Origin of the sequence: Acidovorax sp. 56, assembly GCF_002749705.1 — a bacterium.
Lineage (GTDB): Bacteria > Pseudomonadota > Gammaproteobacteria > Burkholderiales > Burkholderiaceae_C > Acidovorax.
This window is the reverse complement of the sequence record NZ_PEEV01000001.1, coordinates 1,764,197-1,781,270: the sequence shown is the minus strand read 5'-3', so window position 1 is coordinate 1,781,270 and position 17,074 is coordinate 1,764,197. Positions and strand designations below refer to the sequence as shown.

At 59.6% G+C, this 17,074-nt stretch carries 16 protein-coding genes and 1 tRNA gene; 11 read left to right on the top strand and 6 right to left on the bottom strand.

Annotated features, from left to right (window positions below):
• Nucleotides 1-176: 176 nt before the first annotated feature.
• The 3 genes from CLU88_RS07895 (at nt 177) to CLU88_RS07885 (ending at nt 2,746) form a co-directional block, all read left to right on the top strand.
• Entirely contained in the window at nt 177-977 is an 801-nt protein-coding gene (locus CLU88_RS07895) for an ABC transporter permease (RefSeq protein WP_099656120.1), read from the top strand.
• A gap of 42 nt (nt 978-1,019) precedes the next feature.
• Nucleotides 1,020-2,036 carry an MlaD family protein gene (locus CLU88_RS07890; RefSeq protein ID WP_099656119.1) on the top strand — a complete coding sequence of 339 codons (1,017 nt, stop codon included), beginning with the start codon at nt 1,020-1,022 and terminating at the stop codon, nt 2,034-2,036.
• Nucleotides 2,037-2,155: 119 nt separating this feature from the next.
• Nucleotides 2,156-2,746, top strand: a complete 591-nt coding sequence (locus CLU88_RS07885; RefSeq protein WP_233205404.1) for a hypothetical protein — start codon at nt 2,156-2,158, stop codon at nt 2,744-2,746.
• 121 nt (nt 2,747-2,867) lie between these two features.
• On the opposite strand, the gene CLU88_RS07880 is transcribed toward CLU88_RS07885, so the two are convergent.
• The 3 genes from CLU88_RS07880 to CLU88_RS07870 all read right to left on the bottom strand — a co-directional run bounded on the left by CLU88_RS07880 (nt 2,868) and on the right by CLU88_RS07870 (nt 4,086).
• On the bottom strand, nt 2,868-3,056 hold the full coding sequence (locus tag CLU88_RS07880; protein WP_099656118.1) for a hypothetical protein: 189 nt from the start codon (nt 3,054-3,056) through the stop codon (nt 2,868-2,870).
• A gap of 251 nt (nt 3,057-3,307) precedes the next feature.
• The gene (locus CLU88_RS07875) at nt 3,308-3,616 is read right to left on the bottom strand and encodes a hypothetical protein (RefSeq protein ID WP_099656117.1); all 309 of its coding nucleotides are present in this window, start codon (nt 3,614-3,616) and stop codon (nt 3,308-3,310) included.
• 385 nt (nt 3,617-4,001) lie between these two features.
• Nucleotides 4,002-4,086 (bottom strand) — tRNA-Leu (locus CLU88_RS07870).
• Nucleotides 4,087-4,127: 41 nt separating this feature from the next.
• Here CLU88_RS07870 and cysM point away from each other — a divergent pair.
• The 3 genes from cysM to CLU88_RS07855 all read left to right on the top strand — a co-directional run bounded on the left by cysM (nt 4,128) and on the right by CLU88_RS07855 (nt 5,948).
• Entirely contained in the window at nt 4,128-5,030 is a 903-nt protein-coding gene (cysM, locus tag CLU88_RS07865) for a cysteine synthase CysM (RefSeq protein ID WP_099656116.1), read from the top strand.
• A gap of 115 nt (nt 5,031-5,145) precedes the next feature.
• Complete coding sequence (locus tag CLU88_RS07860) at nt 5,146-5,715, top strand: NUDIX domain-containing protein (RefSeq protein ID WP_099656115.1); 570 nt, start codon at nt 5,146-5,148, stop codon at nt 5,713-5,715.
• Nucleotides 5,716-5,720: 5 nt separating this feature from the next.
• Nucleotides 5,721-5,948: a sulfurtransferase TusA family protein gene (locus tag CLU88_RS07855; RefSeq protein WP_099656114.1), complete on the top strand. Its 228-nt coding sequence runs from the start codon at nt 5,721-5,723 to the stop codon at nt 5,946-5,948.
• Nucleotides 5,949-6,052: 104 nt separating this feature from the next.
• On the opposite strand, the gene galU is transcribed toward CLU88_RS07855, so the two are convergent.
• Together galU and CLU88_RS07845 are read right to left on the bottom strand one after the other, a co-directional pair.
• Complete coding sequence (gene galU, locus CLU88_RS07850; protein ID WP_099656113.1) at nt 6,053-6,940, bottom strand: UTP--glucose-1-phosphate uridylyltransferase GalU; 888 nt, start codon at nt 6,938-6,940, stop codon at nt 6,053-6,055.
• A 64-nt stretch (nt 6,941-7,004) separates the two neighbouring features.
• A complete protein-coding gene (locus CLU88_RS07845) occupies nt 7,005-10,013 on the bottom strand; it encodes a valine--tRNA ligase (RefSeq protein ID WP_099656112.1) in 3,009 nt (1,002 codons plus the stop codon).
• 439 nt (nt 10,014-10,452) lie between these two features.
• Between CLU88_RS07845 and CLU88_RS07840 the strand changes: the two genes are divergently transcribed.
• The 5 genes from CLU88_RS07840 (at nt 10,453) to CLU88_RS07820 (ending at nt 16,042) form a co-directional block, all read left to right on the top strand.
• Nucleotides 10,453-11,679, top strand: a complete 1,227-nt coding sequence (locus tag CLU88_RS07840; RefSeq protein ID WP_099656111.1) for a site-specific integrase — start codon at nt 10,453-10,455, stop codon at nt 11,677-11,679.
• Between the two features lie 41 nt (nt 11,680-11,720).
• The gene (locus tag CLU88_RS07835) at nt 11,721-12,503 is read left to right on the top strand and encodes a hypothetical protein (RefSeq protein ID WP_143225965.1); all 783 of its coding nucleotides are present in this window, start codon (nt 11,721-11,723) and stop codon (nt 12,501-12,503) included.
• A 161-nt stretch (nt 12,504-12,664) separates the two neighbouring features.
• Nucleotides 12,665-12,883, top strand: a complete 219-nt coding sequence (locus tag CLU88_RS07830; RefSeq protein ID WP_099656109.1) for an AlpA family transcriptional regulator — start codon at nt 12,665-12,667, stop codon at nt 12,881-12,883.
• Entirely contained in the window at nt 12,880-14,664 is a 1,785-nt protein-coding gene (locus CLU88_RS07825; RefSeq protein ID WP_099656108.1) for a DUF927 domain-containing protein, read from the top strand. The genes CLU88_RS07830 and CLU88_RS07825 overlap by 4 nt, the downstream gene beginning before the upstream one ends.
• Before the next feature lie 130 nt (nt 14,665-14,794).
• The gene (locus tag CLU88_RS07820; RefSeq protein WP_099656107.1) at nt 14,795-16,042 is read left to right on the top strand and encodes a phage/plasmid replication protein, II/X family; all 1,248 of its coding nucleotides are present in this window, start codon (nt 14,795-14,797) and stop codon (nt 16,040-16,042) included.
• Nucleotides 16,043-16,342: 300 nt separating this feature from the next.
• Here CLU88_RS07820 and CLU88_RS07815 read toward each other — a convergent pair whose 3' ends face one another.
• A complete protein-coding gene (locus CLU88_RS07815) occupies nt 16,343-17,044 on the bottom strand; it encodes a hypothetical protein (protein WP_099656106.1) in 702 nt (233 codons plus the stop codon).
• Nucleotides 17,045-17,074: the final 30 nt, after the last annotated feature.

Here is a 17,074-nt window from a genome sequence, read left to right as displayed (position 1 = left end):
CGTTGCCAGCGATGCTGTGAGCACCTGTTTCAGTGCGCCCAGGGCTTTGGATTGTTTTGCTATTGAGTTGATAGCTTCTCGCGCTTTATTCAATGGGCCCAGAGGCCTAAAAGGCTTGTGGTGCCACGGGCCAGGGGCTTGCCACTGCGCTGGCAGCGCCTCGCTATGATCCGGCCATGATTTCGCACTGGCCCGGCCTCTCCTTGCCCGAACGTGTCTGGCGCGTGGTCCGGCGCTGGGCGCTGGCGTGGTGGCGCATTCTGTACCTGGGGGCGGTGGTGCTGGTGCTGGTGTTGTCGCCGTCCAGTTATGTGAGGGGCACGCGCCGCGCCCTGGCGCGCCACCTGTACCTGGACACGGCCCCGGTGTTGCTCGGCTTCACTGTGCTGGCGGCGCTCATCAGCCTGGTGCTCACGCGCATTGTGGTGGTCACTGCGCTCAGCTACGGCTTGTCGCGCTACGCGCTGGAGATGGTGATTCGCGTGCTGGTGCTGGAGCTGATTCCGCTCACGGCCGCGCTCTTCGTGGCCATGCGCTGCACCATCCCCAACGGAACGCAGCTGGCCCTGCTGCGCCAGTCAGGCCGGTTTGACCTCCTGCGCCGTTTGGGGGCTGACCCGGTGCGGGTCGAGCTGCTGCCGCGTGCCGTAGCGGGCGTGTTTGCCTGCATCACCCTGGCCGCCCTCAGTTGCGTGGTGGCACTGGTGCTGGCGTACCTGGGGGTGTATGGCTTCAACCTGGCGGGCCTGCCCAGCTACACGCGCATGTTCGGGCAGGTGTTTGCGCCGGCCGTCACACTGGTGTTTGTGATCAAGACCTTGCTGTTCAGCTTGGCCGTGGCGCTCATCCCCATGGCCGCTGGGCTGTACGACACGGGCGAGCGTGCCCAGCCCGATTCAGAGCTGGGCGGCCTGGCGCGCATGTTTGCGGTGCTGCTGCTCATCGAAGTGGGCTCGCTCGTGGGCAACTACTACTGATGGCCATGTACGCGCACTGGCCCAACCCCTGTTTCTGATGCCATGAACCCTCCATCATCCCCATCCCCTTCCAATGCGCCGCCACAGGAACCTGGCGTTGCCCCTGTGGAGACCCTGCGGCCGGTGGCTTACCTGGAGCTCAAGGCGGCGGCGCTGTTGCTGTTCACCGTGCTGTTGATTGCCGGGTCTGGCCTGTACCTGCTCTATGCCCGGGGGGCATTCGAGCCCACGCAAACCCTGGTGCTCACGGCCGATGATTCTGAGGGCGTGGTGGTGGGCATGGACATGACGTTCTCGGGCTTTCCCATCGGGCGCGTGCGCCGCATTGAGCTGGCCGAAACCGGCAACGCCCGCATCATCGTGGACGTGCCCCGCAAGGACGCCCACTGGCTGCGCGAGTCCAGCGTTTTCACCCTGGTGCGCGGGGTGGTGGGCGCCACCAACATCCGAGCCTACAGCGGCATCCTCACCGACCCCTTGCTGCCCGACGGCGCCACGCGCCCCGTGCTGCGCGGCGATGCCACCGCAGAAATCCCGCAGCTGATGGCATCGGCCCGCGAACTGCTGGGCAACCTCAACGCCTTGACGGCGCAGGACGCCGCCCTGGGCAGCAGCCTGGCCAACGTGCAGGCGCTCACCCAGCGGCTGAACGGCCCCAGCGGCGCACTGGGCGTGGTGATGGGCAACGAGGCCGACGCCAAGAAAGTTCTCGCGACGCTGGAGCGCACCAACACCCTGCTGGCGAGGCTGGACGGGCTGGCCAAGCAGGCCGATCGGCAGGTGTTTGGCGAGAACGGCAAAGATGCCCTGGTGCCCGACCTGCGCGCTATGGTGGCGCAACTCAATGGTTTGTTGGCAGACACGCGCATCAGTCTCAAGAAGGTGGATGCGGTGCTGGCCGAGGCCCAGGCCATTGGCGCCAACGCCCGCGAAGCCACCACCGACCTGGGCGCGCTGCGCGCTGAGGTGGAAAGCAACCTGCGCCGGGTGGAAGGCCTCGTCAATGACATCCAGCGCAAATGGCCGTTTGCGCGCGACACGGAGATCAAGCTGCCATGAGCTTTGCACCCAACACAGGATGGCGCCACCGGGCCTTGCGCGGCGCCCGGTGGCCTTGGCTATTGGCTTGCGCGGTCCTGGCTGCGTGCTCCAGCCAGCCCCCTGCGCCCGACTGGCAGATGAATGCCCACGCTGCCACGCAAAAAGCCTTGAACGCTTACCTGACCGGCCAGGCACGCGTCGAAGCGCAAGAGTGGGAGCGTGCCCGCCAGGCGCTGGCCAGCACCGGCCGTGCCGACCTGCTGGCACGCACCGAACTGCTGCGGTGCGCCGCCCAGTCGGCCAGCTTGGCCTTGGCCGAAAGTTGTGCGGGTTTTGAGGCCCTGCGCCCGGATGCCGCCGCGCCGGAGTTGGCCTACGCCGAATTTTTGCAAGGTCAACGTTTGACCGCTGCGCAGGTCGCTGTGCTGCCGCCACCCCAGCGCGCCGTGGCGCAGCGCCTTGCTGGCACCGCCAGCGGTGGCGATGCGGCAGCCATGCTGGTTGCTGTGGAAGATCCTTTGTCTCGCTTGGTGGGGGCTGCGGCGCTGTTCCAGGCCGGACAGGCGGGGCCTGCAGTGGTGGCGCTGGCGGTAGACACCGCATCAGCCCAAGGGTGGCGCCGCCCGCTGATCGCTTGGCTGACCGTGCAGGCGGATCAGGCGCAAGCTGCGGGCGATGTGGACACTGCAGCCCGTGCGCGCAGGCGCCTGGCCGTGGTGGCGCCCTGAACGTTACTTTGAATCGACGGCGGCAGGGCGGGGCTGCGAGGGGTGCGCAGGCCTATGCCGCGCTGGGCTTGGATCAGGCCATTGCACACCAATTGCATGCCCCATGCCCAGTCTCAGTTTGTCAGTGCGAGGCAGATGCCTCCTGCGGTAACAATGTGTCCCACTGCGCGGGCAGCAAAGGCAGCGAATCCGCAGATTGCGCCACCCACTCTGGCATGGCGCCAACCAGTGCGGCCGCCACGGCCAAGGCCACTGTGACGAGGAACGCAAGCACGGCAGCCGTTTGCGGAGAGAGGTGATGAAGTGTCATGGCATAGCTCCTTTCAGGGGAGTGCGGTTAATCCAAGCATGGCGGCATCGCTGCCGGATGAGACGGACCGCTCTTGCGCAATTCAAAGGTGCGGGGGCCGCAATGGCTCACCCCGCGCCAGCCTCAATGGCCAGTGGATGAGATTCCACCAAACCTGCCCAGTTCCGTCTGTAAGACAAGTGCTTATCTGGCATGCAGTTTGTGACCAGTTGTGTCTTGCACGCCATCTGGCAGAGGAGACGGTGTTTGCTTTATGAAGTCTGTACTTCAAAGTACATGCCTTCTGCCTCCCCCAAATCCCGAAACCCGGCTTGGCGGGCTGCGCTGCAGGCTTTGGCCCACCGCGCAGCCAGTTCCATGTCGGCCTTGGAGATTTCATCAGCGCTGGCGCCTTCCAGGTCGCCCATGGTGTCCAGGGCTGCAGCCACCTGCTCGGGCCCGCCCAGCGTGTTTTCCAGCGCTTTGGTGTAGCGGGCTTCTGCCGCAGCAACTGCTTTGGCAGGCACATCATCGGGGTAGTCACGCAGGGTGACGGTGTACAGGGTGTCAATCACTTCCATGCCGGGCTCCTGGTTTTGAATACTGTTTAAATATACAGTATTTTGAGATGCAGAGCGAGGGCGGCGTGTTGAGCGGGTTTGGGGATGGATTGTTGTGGGCGCTGAATAAAGGAAAAAGGCCGGAAGCTTGTGGAAGCTTTGCATGTCTGCGGTAGTCCAGGAGCCCAGTTTGCTGGTTGCGCCGTGGCTCTGCCGTATAGGCGCAGGCTTTGGGCCTGACGGCGTACACGATGTGCCCCCGCATTTTAAAAATGTGCCCCCAAATGTGCCCCCAATTTTCTCGGATGGGGTGGACTGGTTTGGATGGGGATGGACAGCTAAGATGCTGATTCCAAAGGGGAAATAAAAAAGGCCGGAAGCTTGTGGAAGCTTCCGGCCTTACCTGTGGTGCCCGGGGCCGGAATCGAACCGGCACGCCTTGCGGCGGGGGATTTTGAGTCCCCTGCGTCTACCAATTTCACCACCCGGGCGGGTAATTTGTGAAGACGCAAATTATGGCACAGTAGTGACCATGAATTACCAAACTATCGAACAAGCGGTTGGCAACACGCCACTGGTCGCGCTGCAGCGCATTGGTGCCCAGGACAACGCCGCGCGCGGCAATGTGATTCTGGGCAAGTTGGAAGGCAACAACCCCGCCGGTTCGGTGAAGGACCGGCCTGCGCTGTCCATGATCCGCCGCGCTGAAGAGCGTGGAGACATTCGCCCTGGCGACACCCTGATCGAAGCGACCTCTGGCAACACGGGCATCGCGCTGGCGATGGCGGCGGCCATCAAGGGCTATCGCATGGTGTTGGTGATGCCTGAGGATTTGTCGATTGAGCGTGCACAGACCATGAAGGCATTCGGTGCCGAGCTGGTGCTGACGCCCAAGAGCGGTGGCATGGAGCACGCACGTGACCTGGCCGAGGCCATGCAAAAGCGTGGCGAGGGCAAGGTGCTGGACCAGTTTGGCAATGCCGACAACCCGCGGGTGCACTACGAAACCACGGGTCCCGAGATTTGGGAGCAGACGGGCGGGCGCATCACGCACTTTGTGAGCGCGATGGGCACCACGGGCACCATCACGGGGGTTTCGCGCTTTCTCAAAGAAAAGAACCCTGGCATCCAGATCGTGGGGGCGCAGCCGCAAGAAGGTTCGCGCATCCCGGGCATTCGCAAGTGGCCGCAAGAGTACATGCCCAAGATTTACGACCCGCGCACCGTGGACGAGCTGGTGTCTGTGAGCCAGGACGACGCCGAGGAGATGTGCCGCCGCCTGGCCCGCGAAGAGGGGATTTTTGCGGGCATCTCTGCGGCAGGCGCTTGCTGGGTGGCCCAGCAGATTGCCCAGCGCGAACAAAACGCCACGGTGGTGTTTGTGGTGTGCGACCGGGGTGACCGCTACCTGTCTACCGGCGTGTTTCCGGCCTGAGCTGGCGTCTGCCGGGCAGTGCATTGCAGAGCCCTTGTGTGGGGTTGTTTTGAATGAAATTGGCCTCTAGCGCTTGCCAAATAAGCGCAAGCAGCTATTGTTTTGGAAGCATTTCATGACGCAGTACGAAATTCGACATTGCACCCACTGCGGCACGCCGCTGGCCTGGATCACACAGGCGGAAGATGGCGGCGACAAGGCGCGGCTGCGTTGCCCCGCTTGCGGCTGGACGCATTGGAACAACCCCACGCCCGTGCTGGCCGCCATTGTGGAGGTGGGCGGCCAGGTGCTGTTGGCCCGCAACGCGGCCTGGCCCGAAAAGATGTTTGCGCTGATTACCGGCTTCATGGAGGCGGGTGAGTCGCCGCAAGAAGGCATTGCGCGCGAGGTGAAGGAAGAGACCAACCTCGACGTGCAGTCCGCCACGCTGGTGGGGGCCTATGAATTTTTGCGCATGAACCAGATCATCATTGCCTACCATGTGGTGGCGCAAGGCGAGGTGCGTTTGTCGCCCGAGCTGGTGGACTACCGGCTCTATGATCTGGCAGACCTCAAATGCTGGCCTGCGGGCACCGGTTATGCGCTGGCCGACTGGCTGCGCACACGGGGGCATGAGCCCGTATTTTTTACAGAAGAAGAGAACGCAGAGCGACGCCGCGGGCTGGGCCTGCCGCCTAAGGATTGAAGACCATGGAAACCCACAAAGAAATCGACACCCGGGGCCTGAATTGCCCTCTTCCCATCCTGAAGGCCAAGAAGGCCCTGGCTGACATGGCCAGCGGCCAGTTGCTCAAGGTGCTGGCCACCGATGTGGGTTCGCTGCGCGACTTTCAGGCCTTTGCCCGCCAAACGGGCAATGAACTGGTGGAGCAGCAGACCGTGGGCGAGGAGTTCATTCACATTCTGCGCCGCCGCTGAGCGGGCGGTTTGCAGATGTGCCCTGTCTTTTGGGCCCGGCACAGGCCCGTGCGGTCGCCATGTGCCATGGGGGGGCGGGGCAGGGCGCCCCGCCTTGGCGCTGATTACAGCGACAAGCCTTTGAGATAGTTGCGGAAGGCGTCGCCCACTTGGGGGTGTTGCAATGCCAACTCCACGGTGGCCTCCAAAAAGCCTTCTTTGCTGCCGCAGTCGTAGCGCTTGCCTTCGTACTGAAAGGCGTACACGGCCTCGTTTTGCATCAAGCGTGCGATGCCGTCGGTGAGCTGGATTTCTCCGCCTACGCCGCGTGGCTGGTTGCGGATTTCATCAAACACACCGGGCGTGAGGATGTAGCGCCCCGCCACACCCATGCGCGATGGGGCGACGTCGGCCTTGGGCTTCTCCACAATGCGGTTGATGCGAATCAGCGGGCCACCGGCAGGCTCGCCCGCCACGATGCCGTAGCGGTGGACCTGGTCTTCGGGCACCTCTTGCACTGCAATCACCGAGCGGCCTTGCTGGCGGAAAGCGGCTGCCATCTGGGCCAGCACGGGTTGGCCACCCTCGGGGCCCACCATCAGGTCATCGGCCAGCAGCACGGCAAAGGGTTCATTGCCCACCAGTGGCTCAGCGCACAGCACGGCATGCCCCAGGCCCAGCGAGCGGGGCTGGCGCACAAAGGCGCAGTCCATGTCGTCCGGCTGAATGGAGCGCACCAAAGCCAGTAGCTCCTTTTTGCCCGCGGTCTCCAGCTCGGACTCCAGCTCGTACGCGGTGTCGAAGTGGTCTTCGATGGCGCGCTTGCTGCGGCCCGTCACAAAGATCATGTGGCGAATGCCGGCGGCATAGGCTTCTTCCACGGCGTATTGGATGAGCGGCTTGTCCACCACGGGCAGCATCTCCTTGGGGCTGGCTTTGGTGGCAGGCAAGAAGCGGGTGCCTAGGCCAGCGACGGGAAAAACAGCTTTACGGATGGTGGATACAGCAGTCATGGAGCTCCTTCTAGAGTGGAATGCGTGCAAAAAATAACAGGGCGGCAGCGCTGGTGAGGGCGGCTTAGCCCAGCCGCGCCAGTTGATCGCGCAAGCGGGCCAAGGTGGCGCCAAAGTCGGCGATGCGCTTTTTCTCCTGGTCGATCACAGCGGGCGGTGCCTTGGCCACAAACGCTTCGTTCGAGAGCTTGTTGTTGGCCTTGGTGACTTCGCCGTCAATGCGTGCGATTTCCTTGGACAAACGTGCTTTCTCGGCCGCCACGTCAATTTCCATGTACAGGCACATGCGGGCTTCGCCCACCACGGCCACGGGTGCGGCCTGCGCGGCGGCGGCCCAGGCGGACTCGTCGTCAAACACCTTCACTTCGCTGAGCTTGGCCAGCGCCTGCAGCACGGGCGCTACGCCGCGCATGAAGTCGGTGTCACCCACCACGTACATCGGCAGGCGGGTGGAGGGCGAGACATTCATTTCACCGCGCAGGGCGCGGCAGGCGTCCACCAAGCCCTTCACGCGGCCCATGTGGGCGATTGAAACCTCATCGATCTTCTCGGGCTGGGCCTGGGGGTAACGAGCGATGCTGACCGACTCACCCTGCAACCCGGCCACGGGCGCCACCGTCTGCCACAGGGCTTCGGTGATGAACGGGATGATGGGGTGCGCCAGGCGCAGGATGGCTTCCAGCGTGCGGATCAGGGTGCGGCGCGTGGCGCGTTGTTCTGCCTCGGTGCCGTTCTGGATCTGCACCTTGGCGATCTCCAGGTACCAGTCGCAGTACTCGTTCCAGACAAAGTCGTAGATCGTGTTGGCCACGTTGTCCAGGCGGTACTCGGCAAAGCCCTTGGCCACCTCGGCCTCGGTCTTTTGCAGCAGCGACGAGATCCAGCGGTCGGCCTGGCTGAAGTGCATGTAGCCGTGGGCGGGGCCGCCGGGCTGGCACTCTTCCTTGGTGTGCTCTTTCAGGCCGCAGTCCTGGCCCTCGCAGTTCATCAGCACGAAGCGGCTGGCGTTCCAGAGCTTGTTGCAGAAGTTGCGGTAGCCTTCGCAGCGCTTGCTGTCGAAGTTGATGCTGCGGCCCAGGCTGGCCAGCGCCGCAAAGGTAAAGCGCAGCGCATCGGCGCCGTAGGCCGGAATGCCTTCGGGGAATTCCTTCTGTGTGTTCTTGCGCACCGTGGGCGCGGTCTCGGGCTTGCGCAGGCCGGTGGTGCGTTTGTCCAGCAGCGGCTCCAGAGAGATGCCGTCGATCAGGTCCACCGGGTCGAGCACGTTGCCTTCGGACTTGCTCATCTTCTTGCCCTGCGCGTCGCGCACCAGGCCGTGGATGTACACATGCTTGAACGGCACGCGGCCGGTGAAGTGCGTGGTCATCATGATCATCCGGGCAACCCAGAAGAAGATGATGTCGTAGCCCGTGACCAGCACGGTGCTGGGCAGGTACAGGTTGAAGTCGTCGGTGGCGCTGTCGCCCTGGTTGGGCCAGCCCATGGTGCTGAAGGGCACGAGCGCGGACGAGTACCAGGTGTCGAGCACGTCCTCGTCGCGGCGCAGTGCCTTGCCCGGTGCCTTGGCCTGCGCCTCGGCTTCCGTGCGGGCCACGATCACGTTGCCGTCTTCGTCGTACCAGGCCGGGATCTGGTGGCCCCACCACAGCTGGCGGCTGATGCACCAGTCCTGGATGTTGTTCATCCACTGGTTGTAGGTGTTCACCCAATTCTCGGGCACAAACGTCACCTCGCCGCTGGCCACCGCGTCGATGGCCTTTTGCGCGATGCTCTTGCCCGTGGGGTCCTGGTCGCTCACCTTGCTCATGGCGACGAACCACTGGTCGGTCAGCATGGGCTCGATCACCTGGCCGGTGCGGGTGCAGATGGGCACCATGAGCTTGTGTTTCTTCGTCTCCACCAGGGCGCCAGAGGCTTCCAGATCGGCAACGATAGCCTTGCGGGCTACGAAGCGGTCCATGCCGCGATATTTGTCCGGTATTGCTTGCTGACCTTCAAAATTGGCCAGCTCGTTTCCGTAGAAGAAGGATGTTTCGCCTGCGTTGATTCGTTGCCGCAGCTCTTGCATTTTTGCTGCATCGTCGCCCGATGGGTGAGCAACGACGTGTGCTTGCAAGTCCAACACAGTAATCATCGGCAGCTTGTGGCGCTGGCCCACGGCATAGTCGTTCTGGTCGTGCGCGGGGGTGACCTTGACCACGCCCGTGCCGAACTCCTTGTCCACATACTCGTCGGCGATCACCGGGATCTGGCGGTCGCACAGCGGCAGGTTCACCATCTTGCCGATGAGGTGCGTGTAGCGTGCGTCCTCAGGGTGCACCATCAGTGCCACGTCGCCCAGCATGGTTTCAGGTCGGGTGGTGGCCACCGTCAGGCTGCCCGATCCATCGGCCAGCGGGTAGGCGATGTGCCACAGCGAGCCGTCTTTTTCTTCGCTCTCGACTTCCAGGTCGGACACGGCGGACTGCAGCTTCGGGTCCCAGTTCACCAGGCGCTTGCCACGGTAGATCAGGCCCTGCTCGTACAGCTTCACGAAGGTGTCGGTCACCACCTTGGACAGCTTGTCATCCATGGTGAAGTATTCACGGCTCCAGTCCACGCTGTCGCCCATGCGGCGCATCTGCGTGGTGATGGTGTTGCCCGACTTTTCTTTCCACTCCCACACCTTGCTCACAAAGTTCTTGCGCGCCTCGGGCGGGGTCGGGCCCATGTCGTAGCGGCTGATGCCTTGCTCCTGCAGCTGGCGCTCCACCACGATCTGCGTGGCGATGCCCGCGTGGTCGGTGCCCGGTACCCACACCGTGTTGAAGCCGCGCATGCGGTGGTAGCGCGTGAGGCTGTCCATGATCGTCTGGTTGAACGCATGGCCCATGTGCAGCGTGCCCGTCACGTTGGGGGGCGGCAGCTGGATGGAAAACGCTGGCTCGCCCGCCTGCGGCGCGCCCGTGCCACGGTGGCCTGCGGTGCCATACCCGCGCTTTTCCCATTCAGGGCCCCAGTGGGCTTCCAGCGCAGCGGGTTCAAAGGACTTGGACAGGCTTTCGAGGCCGGGTTGTTGCAGGGGCGTGCTCATGGATGGTGTGGTGTTGCAGGAGGCCGCCGCTGGGGCGCCTCGACAGACAAGAGGGTGAGCCGAGCATTTTAAGGCAGGGCCGAGTGGCTTCGGCCACAGCTGCATTTGTGTCTGTGCCAGAGGGTTACTGGCGCCGCCGGGCCTGCCCTGTATGGCCCGGGTGGCTCAAAGCAAACGGACTGCCCAATGCAAAAAGCCCAAGTGGTAGAACCACTTGGGCTTGCATATGGCGGAGAGGGCGACCGCACGATCCAAAATCCAAGGCAATCCATTTCAGTGCTCAGAGATGCTGTAAGTCATTGTCAATAATAGATTTTCCTGGTAATTGGGTTTGTGGATTGATCCAGATTGAATCAATAGGATACGCTGTCATCCCACGCTAAAATATGGTTAGAAATATGGGTAATACTGCTTATATGCGAGTCCTGAGAGTCCGACAATGAGTAAAGCACGCGACCGACTTACTGCAGTCCAGATCAAGAATTTCAACAAGCCTGGCTTCTACCATGACGGCGGCGGGCTGTACCTTCAGGTCAGCCGTTATGGGAGTAAGTCTTGGATTCTGCGATACACGCTCAATCAGCGAAAGCGGGACATGGGCCTCGGTCCTTTGACGGACTGGACGCTGGCCGAAGCCCGCGAACGTGCGAAGAAATATCGGCAGCTTGTTGATGATGGGATTGACCCAATCGACCAGCGCGATCAGGAAAAGGCGCGCATGCAGGCGGAGCGCCTAGAGGCTGACAGAAAGCGCCGCAGCTTCGAGGAGTGTGCCAAGGAGTACCACGCGGCCAACAAGGACGATTGGAAGAACGCCAAGCACGCTGACCAATGGATCAACACCCTCACCACCTATGCTTTCCCGAAGTTTGGGAAGCAGCCCATAGCGGACTTGACACGTGAGCAAATCCGCGAAGTGCTGGAGCCCATTTGGAAGACCAAGGCCGAGACAGCTTCTCGCGTACTGCAGCGCATCCGCACCGTCGTCAACTATGCAGCTGCCCGGGACTACTGCGTTGGCCTCGACAGCGAACAATGGGATCAGCTCAAGAAAGCACTACCCAAGAACACCAAGGCCCGTGAAGTGGAGCATCACGCTTCGTGTCCTCATGACCAGGTCGGTGCGTTACTTGTTCAGGTTCGCAGCAGCCGCTCAAGTGACAGCGTGAAGTGGGCATTCGAGTTCATCGTATTGACTGCCGCACGCTCAGGCGAGGTACGCAACGCCCTATGGGAAGAGATCGACGCAAGGACCAAGACCTGGATCATTCCCAAAGGCCGCATGAAGGCTGGCCGGGAGCATTCCGTGCCGCTCTCACCCCAGGCCTGGGACATTTTGCAGAAAGCCAAGGCTAGATGGCCCAAAAACACCGAGCCGTCAGGTCTTATCTTCCCCGGTGAAAAGAGCAAAGCCCTCAGCGACATGACCCTCACACAGTTGATGCGCCGTATGGAGCAGCCGTACACGGTTCACGGCTTCCGAGCGAGCTTTAGAACGTGGGGTGCCGACATAGCTCACTACGAGCACGACATGTTAGAAATCGCTTTGTCACACATCGTTGGCGACGCCACGGTTCGTGCATACCATCGCTCAGACATGGTCGAAAAACGCCGTAAGCTGATGATCGAGTGGGCACAGTACCTGTCAATAAGCAATATGCCTTGAGTGCTCAGATCACTCAGTCTCGCGGATTTGGAGAGAATTTCATGCAAGAAGTTACCAGCAAGAATGCCGGGATGTCAAAAGAGGGTAGCGACGTGGAGCCTTCGGCGCCCGTTCCGCTTGTATTTCCTGTGCCCACTGTTCCTGCACCGGACGTGTCTCCGACTGCGGTCAGCAGCGAGTCAGCAAAGGATTTGCCCCCTCCCAACTGGGAGATGTGGAGAACGAGAGGCGCGTGCCCTATCTGGAAGGCCGTGTTGATTTCCATGGCGCTCAAGCCCGCCCCTAAAGTACTCTTCAGACTGCGGCGAGAGCAGCCGAGCCGTTACGCCCAATACGTCAGACGAAAAAAAGACGTTGTCGCTCAGTATGGACTGCACCCCGAGATGCCAGCGGTAGAGCATCCCAATCAAGGCAAGCTACCTGGTGAGAAATATATCTTGCTGCGTGGCCTTCTCGCCATGGGTAAAGAACAGCGTTGGCACGATATAGACGCCTTTGAGAAAGGCATGCGAGCCTCTGCTGCCAAGTCAGTCGCAGCGGCCAAAGCTCACACATCATTTGAAGGCCTTCCCCAAGGTCAACGTAATGCCCTAGTTCGGATGGGTGCCCTGTTGCAGCTGCTAGAGGATGTGTTGAAGAAGGGGGTGCAGATGAATCCCGCTACCCTGTTACACGGAAAGACACTCAATATGTCGGAGGTCGCGTCGCGGGTCGAGAAGATCGTTGGTGACGCGGCTGACCAAGACAAAGTGGACAACTTTGAAAAAGAGGCCAACCGCAAGCAATTTGGCGAGGCCAAGCAGGCGTTGAACGCCTTCTTGTAGCGCGAGTCGTGCGATAGCACGCGTAAAGACTGACAGACGATTTGGGAAGTGCTTCCCAAATGGGAAATGGCACCGCGTTCAGCTTGTCATCTTCATAACCTACACAGGCCGGCAAACACGAGTCCGACGGGACTCATAACCGTACTGTTAAGGACAAAGAAGTGGCACAGCAATTTCAAGAGGCGCTGATTCGCAAGCGCGCCGTACTGGAGATGACCGGATGGTCCAACTCCACCCTATACAACCGCATTGCGACGGGCCATTTCAAGCCCGGCGTCAAAGTCGGCTCTCGCATGGTCGCATGGCCGCGAAGCGAGGTCGAGGCTTACATCCAGGCACGTATTGCTGAGCGTGACGTTGAGATCGGGGGCGCAGCATGAGCCACGAAGCTCAAAGTCTCTCCCCTCGGAAAGCGGTGAAGCGCCGTGCAGTCATCGAAGTCGGCGAAGCGCCGACTTCGCCCAAAAGTGCTGGCAGTGCAAAAAAAACTGCGGGGCTTTCCAGTAGCGGTGTGCTGTCGCCTATCCCTAAGGCCGTCAAGGCTGTCTATCGTGTGCTCGGAGAGTCTGGCCAGAACACCGGTAGATTGGCTGTTGAAGCAGTAAATCAGGCTGGTGATACCGTGCTCAACGTTATTGACCTGAAGCAGTTGAGTCTTGGGAAACTAGATGACATCGCGCAGTTCGCAATAGATGCCGATCTCTACGCATTCCAGTCCCGAAAAGGTGCCAATGAGCTTTCTGCTCTGATCCGCCAAGCCAACAAGCTGCCTTGCTACATCGCTGGCCGTGACGGTTACCACCGGGTTGACTACGGTGATCACCTCATCGAGTTCTTTGTGTGGCGCAATCTGATCCACGTGTTCGACGGCACAACGCCCCCACTGGCGTTGCGAATTCTCCAGGGGCTCCCGACTTACCCACCTCCATCTGGCACCTTGGAAGACTGGAAGTCGGAAGTCGGGGTACTCGTCGCACGTAACCCCTACATGCTCATTGCTGTTCTCGCGGGACTCACGGCACTGCTGCATCAGGCCTTTGGTTTGCCCAAATTAGTGCTGATGTTCGTCGGGCCAAGCAGCCAAGGGAAAACGACATTGCTGTGTGCGGGTCAGTCGATTGTGACCTCTGGTAAGGACATTGAGACTTTTGCAGGAACAACCAAAGGTATAGAGGCCAAGCTGCGGGAACATTCGGACGCGCCAGCGTTCATGGATGAGCTACGCCAAGCAGACGTCCCTGCTGACTTGGTCAAGCTTGTGTTTGATCTTGAGAACGGAGCGAGTCGCAAGGTCAGCTCGGGAAGTCAGCAGGTTGTCCAGCGTGGTGCGCTACGCAATGGAATGGTGATTGCTAACGAAGGCAGTTTGGCCGAGATTACGTTGACATCGCAAGTCAAGGTGCACGAGGGCACTGGCGCACGCTTGCTCGAGGTGCGTATCCAAGCACCACACGGGGCATTCCACGTGTTGCCAGCCAATATGACCGCCAAGCAGTTCTCGGAGCACATGAAAGACGTCACGTCTCGTTTTCATGGTGCCGTGTGGGACGCCTGGGTGACTTTGATTGCAAAAAAAGCGCAGAAGGTCCGTAAATGGCTTGCCGAGAACCTTGCCCAGGTGGAGGAAGAGTTACTGCAAGGGCTGCAAGTCAACAACCCTGTCACTGCTCGTCTGGTGCGAGGCATGGCCGCTTGGGCTTGTGCTGGTTTGCTGGCTGTGCGCTACAAGCTGCTGGACGCTGATCGCAAGGTCATCATCGCTGCCGTTCGCCTGGTGCTTGAGGAGCATCTGAAGCGCAACGTTCATGGCAGTCATAGCATTGCAGAGCAGGTGCTGGGAGCGGTACGCGCCTGTATCGACCAAAACGCGAGCAAGTTTCCGCCCTTGGCACAGTTCCACTCGCCAGAGCACTCAGGCATCTTTGGCTATCGCGTTGGACATGGCGAGGATGCCGAGTTTTTGTTTCTCCCCTCCGTGTTCGAGCAGCAGTTCGGTCAGAAATATGGCAGTGAGGCAACTGCTCGCGCATTGAAGGACGCTGGCTATCTGAAATGCACCAAAGGTGCTGGCTACCAGTACCAAAAACGCGTGCCTAGTTTGGGCGGCGGATCAGAGCGCAAACGGTTTTATACGGTGTTGGCGCGCATTCGTTTTGACTGATTTTCTCGATAGCTGGCTAGTGCTGTCACGTTGTCACAACCATTTGGCATGACAGCGTGGCACTAACGTCAATCAAATTTCGGCTGGCTGTAATACATGACATCAGCCCCCTCGATACCAGGTACTCAATATGAAATTCAATAGTATTCGTCATCGTCTTCGCTCACTGCCTTCGTTCAATCGCAGCAAGATCTCCAAAGCTAATCGCAATCCTGTGAAGGAGTTCACGCCGGTTCCAGACTTGCTTTCGATAGAGCCCTGTTTGCGTCACCAAACTAACGTCGCTGGATGGAAACCGTTTTCCTCGTTCTTGATTGACACGGTCAAGGTCAAGATTCGGGTGAAACACCCGCCCCTGTCTGAACTCGCTCAAGGCAATCCTTACGTCAAGCAAGATGGGTTTAAGTTTCTGATTCGTTGTCCCCGTACAGATTCTGTTGCTCGGCTGTTCAGCATGGAAAACGGCACCGTCTTGCTGATTGAGTACAGCATGCCGAAGTTTCTCACCGGTCAGAACGTCATCGGTCATATGAATGTTCATGATGGGTGTTTGGAGGGCATCAATAAAGCGTTGAATCTCTTGGGGCTCATGCCCACCAAGAAAGAGCGCATAGACATCATTTGTGGTGATTACCTCTTGACTCGCGTTGATATAACGGCGCACGTCGATTGCCAAACGCCTGATCGTGCTCAAGCTTTGTTGTTGGCCTTGCGGACTTTCATCGTCCGTTACGCCAGTGACGTCAGCATGTATGGCTACAAAGGGCTATACATCGGTCAAAGCTCCAAACGTCGAACCCTGAAGATCTACCCCAAGGGCATCGAGTTGAAGGAGAAGGGCCAGATTCCTGAGCATGTGTACAACTGCAAGTACTTGACGAGAAAGGCTGATAGTCTGGTTCGCTTTGAACTGACGCTTCGTGGCAAGGAGTTGACCCGCCTCGGTTTGTCATCGCCGATGACATGGAATAAGCAGGTCGCCATGGAGCAGATCCAGCCATGGCTTGAGAAGCTGCGAGGAGCGGGTGGTGTCGTGCCCAACTTGGCTGCCATCAAAAACCTATCACCTGTCATGCAAAACAAGCTCCTGCTTTGGCTTGGTGGGCATGTGGATGCTTTCACCCGTGGTGTTAAACGGGACTCCTATCTTGAAGCCCGCAAGAAAGTTAAGGTAGTCACTGGTATCGACGTTGAGCAATCGCCGGATGTTGGCTTGCAAGCCGCTGCGGTCGTCACCATCAGCCAACTGTTCTCGGAGGGCCTGGGGTTTAGGACACACAAGAAAAAGTGGCCGAAGCTGTTGGCAGCAATCCAGGCATACCAGCCAACGCTGGCTGTCACAGCGTCACGACCGAAATCATGCACAGCCCATAAATAGGGCGACAGGGATGAGCGAGGGGTTAACAGATTCCCTCATCTGTTAACCCCCGGATGTCACAATGTCACAACCATTGCTAGCATCGAGATCGTGTGCTGTAGGCCGAAGTCGCTCAACGTGAGTGCTTTGAACTTCGCACATCGCCGTGGCACAACCAGAACCGATTCGCGCAGAGCTTCCCTAGGTCGAGGGGGCAATGCTCGTTTTCACACAGCCTCGGCCCATTGCCGTCAGTGTTTTTCTGACCAGATGGGCGCTCAGGTGTGGGGCTTTCTGGTGGGGGAAAACGCGAAGTCTTGCTCAGCAACGGTGACGGAATCCGAAATTCAACGCCTGCATTGCTTCGTGAGCTTTACCGACTTTCGTGGATTTCGGTAGCTTGCTCTGGACTTCCTTAAGAAAAAGTTTGCTTTGCTCGAAAAAATGCAATGGCACTTTGTAGTCGTCGAGCGCTTGAAAAATGTCTTTAGCATCGGTCAGTTGTTTCAACAAGATCGTCACCATCTGCAGTTTGCTTTGCCAGTTATCCACATAGTCACGCTTGCTAGGGCTGCTCACCGGTACCTTTGGTGCCACAAGCACAGTGCCGTGAGCCAGAACATTTCGCAGGGTGAACAATGCTCGAATCGCGTCCGGGTTATAAGCGGTCGATTTGGCATCTAGGGGCACCTTGAAGAAAAAGCTGTACTGCGCCTTCAGCTTTTCAAATCCGCCGTTGCCCTCGACCTCAATAAGGTACTCCTCAAGCAACAGCTCAGCTATATTCTTCTCGTTTTGTCCGGCAGCCGTGCCTTGCTTGATCAAGTCGTCAATCGTTTCCTTGATCGAGTTCGCAAGCCAATAGCGAAGAATGCCTTCGACAATTGACGCATTGAGGATAAGAAGGGGGAAGGTGGTGTTGTAGTTATGTTTGCCGTGCTCGTTCTTTCGATGTCTGAGAGCAAGAAGCTCATAGCTGTATAGAAGCGAATCGGCAGTTTCCAGAACAATATAGGCTGTCATGACAGAGAAGAGGCAGGCAAGCGGTATTTT

Bases quoted from the DNA above. Each gene is read 5' to 3' on its own strand.
- CLU88_RS07895 (WP_099656120.1), top strand. From the start codon at position 177: ATGATTTCGCACTGGCCCGGCCTCTCCTTGCCCGAACGTGTCTGGCGC.
- CLU88_RS07890 (WP_099656119.1), top strand. From the start codon at position 1,020: ATGAACCCTCCATCATCCCCATCCCCTTCCAATGCGCCGCCACAGGAA.
- CLU88_RS07885 (WP_233205404.1), top strand. From the start codon at position 2,156: ATGAATGCCCACGCTGCCACGCAAAAAGCCTTGAACGCTTACCTGACC.
- CLU88_RS07880 (WP_099656118.1), bottom strand. From the start codon at position 3,056: ATGACACTTCATCACCTCTCTCCGCAAACGGCTGCCGTGCTTGCGTTC.
- CLU88_RS07875 (WP_099656117.1), bottom strand. From the start codon at position 3,616: ATGGAAGTGATTGACACCCTGTACACCGTCACCCTGCGTGACTACCCC.
- cysM (WP_099656116.1), top strand. From the start codon at position 4,128: ATGAATTACCAAACTATCGAACAAGCGGTTGGCAACACGCCACTGGTC.
- CLU88_RS07860 (WP_099656115.1), top strand. From the start codon at position 5,146: ATGACGCAGTACGAAATTCGACATTGCACCCACTGCGGCACGCCGCTG.
- CLU88_RS07855 (WP_099656114.1), top strand. From the start codon at position 5,721: ATGGAAACCCACAAAGAAATCGACACCCGGGGCCTGAATTGCCCTCTT.
- galU (WP_099656113.1), bottom strand. From the start codon at position 6,940: ATGACTGCTGTATCCACCATCCGTAAAGCTGTTTTTCCCGTCGCTGGC.
- CLU88_RS07845 (WP_099656112.1), bottom strand. From the start codon at position 10,013: ATGAGCACGCCCCTGCAACAACCCGGCCTCGAAAGCCTGTCCAAGTCC.
- CLU88_RS07840 (WP_099656111.1), top strand. From the start codon at position 10,453: ATGAGTAAAGCACGCGACCGACTTACTGCAGTCCAGATCAAGAATTTC.
- CLU88_RS07835 (WP_143225965.1), top strand. From the start codon at position 11,721: ATGCAAGAAGTTACCAGCAAGAATGCCGGGATGTCAAAAGAGGGTAGC.
- CLU88_RS07825 (WP_099656108.1), top strand. From the start codon at position 12,880: ATGAGCCACGAAGCTCAAAGTCTCTCCCCTCGGAAAGCGGTGAAGCGC.
- CLU88_RS07820 (WP_099656107.1), top strand. From the start codon at position 14,795: ATGAAATTCAATAGTATTCGTCATCGTCTTCGCTCACTGCCTTCGTTC.
- CLU88_RS07815 (WP_099656106.1), bottom strand. From the start codon at position 17,044: ATGACAGCCTATATTGTTCTGGAAACTGCCGATTCGCTTCTATACAGC.